Below are 1,969 nucleotides of genomic sequence, written 5' to 3'. Positions count from 1 at the left end.
AACAAAATAATATCTACTTGACCTTCCCATATTTCAGCAGGCCATAATGGTTGATTTCCATAGGTGTGATATGCCAATGTTGTTTCTGGATAGAGAATACCGAAATTTCCTCCAGTGGGGTGACCAAAGGCATCGCCATTCATGACATTCGCCATACGTCCCACAGATTGACCTACCATAAGGGCTGGTGCAAATAAATCAGCAAATGCCCAAGGGTCAACATGTTGTTTTTTAAATAATAAATTCCAGCAATAGCACCTAACAATACGCCGCCTTGGATAGCCATACCGCCTTGCCATACGTATGGAATTTCCAATACATGATTGTGATAGTATCCCCAGTCAAAGAAAAACACATCCCATAGTCGAGCACCGATGATACCAGCTATAGCAACAGTAATGGTAAAATCTACCATATATTTTTCCCATCCACGGCCATCTTTTTTCATAATGAAGTATCCTACAATGGCAGCACTAATAATACCTAAAGCGAGAAGTAAACCGTAGGCTCTTATAGGAAAGCCTCCGATAAAAAACAAATACTGATACATAGTACCTCCTAAATATGTTCGTGTAATATACTTGTAATATTCCTACCTTTGTAGTGTACCATAAATTTTAGAGAAATAGTATAGTGTTCCCAATATATAGGCTGAATGTGATATAATATAAAGGTTAAAAGGAGCGCTTATGAAACACTTACAATTTATGAAACATATGGTGCTAGGAATATCGGCATTTAGTTTGTTTGCTTCTTATCCAGTAGCAGAGGCAGCAATCCATATTCCCTTTCCAGCACTTTCCAATACAACAACAGCAGTAGAACCTATACAATATGTAGGCCCTATGTTGTATACTCCAGAAAAGCAAGAAGTTACATTACCTATCACCATGGTATTTGATCCTATAGTATCAGAAACGGCGTATGATAAAAAGTATGTACAGAATGGTACATCAATCATGTCTCCCAGCTGGTTTGAATTGACTACGACTGGTCTAAAAGCTAGTTCTAAGCTATCCCATGACTATGTGAATGGTTATAAGGAAAAAGGCTATCGCGTATGGCCTTTGATTACAAACCAATTCGATCCAGATATGACTAGTAAAATCCTTGCTAATGAATCTATGTGGGAACGATATAAACAAGGCCTCATTAATTATGCTACAGAGTATGGTTATGACGGATATAATTTTGATTTTGAAAATATTCATTATAAAGATAAAGCACAGCTAACTAAGTTTGTTGATTTTTTGGCAAAAGGGTTACGAACATATAATCTACATACATCAATAGATGTAACGGGTTATTCTAATAGTGAAAACTGGTCTTTAGTGTATGACCGTAAAGCGTATGCTGATGCAGTAGATTATGTGGTACTTATGGCGTACGATGAAACTTGGGCATCTAGTAATATAGCTGGACCAGTAGCTTCCTATCCATGGGTTAGAAAGCATACAGAGCAAATGCTTTCTGAAGTACCAGCATCAAAACTTGTACTGGGCATTCCATTCTATATGCGTGAGTGGTCTGTACCAGTGAAAGGTTCTTGGGAAGGAAAAGCAAAAAGTAAAACACTAGCCATGTCCAAAGCGTTGGACTTAGAACGTGAATACAGAGATGTGATGCGCTGGGATGAGCGATTAAAAGGTAATTATTTGACATTAACAAAGAAAAATGATGTCTATGGTAAATATGATGAAAAGAAACCATATGAGGGGATACTCACAAAAATTTGGTTTGAAGATCCACAGTCCTTAAGCTATAAAGTTGGTCTTGTAAAAGAATTACAACTTGCAGGAGTCGCGGCTTGGCGTAAAGGTTTTGAAGCTAGTGATGTATGGCCGGTGCTGAGTTTTGCTCTAGATGGTACTAATACAAATAGTACTGAAAAGGAGAAAGCAATTTCAGACAAAAAAGATCATAAAAAGAAGTAAAAAACAAGAGAAAAGAAAGATAAGAAGAAAAATCT

At 37.1% G+C, this 1,969-nt stretch carries 1 protein-coding gene and 1 pseudogene; one reads left to right on the top strand and one right to left on the bottom strand.

The window, feature by feature from the left end; translation table 11 throughout:
- Positions 1-550 (bottom strand): annotated as a pseudogene (gene lgt / locus HMPREF9200_RS02565) (prolipoprotein diacylglyceryl transferase); the annotation flags it as partial.
- A 139-nt stretch (positions 551-689) separates the two neighbouring features.
- Here lgt and HMPREF9200_RS02560 point away from each other — a divergent pair.
- Entirely contained in the window at positions 690-1,934 is a 1,245-nt protein-coding gene (locus HMPREF9200_RS02560) for a glycosyl hydrolase family 18 protein (protein WP_009353246.1), read from the top strand.
- The last annotated feature ends 35 nt before the right edge of the window (positions 1,935-1,969 follow it).

Source organism: Veillonella sp. oral taxon 780 str. F0422 (genome assembly GCF_000221605.1).
GTDB lineage: Bacteria > Bacillota > Negativicutes > Veillonellales > Veillonellaceae > F0422.
Note: the sequence above shows the minus strand (reverse complement) of the source record. Positions and strands in the feature narration are given on the sequence as shown.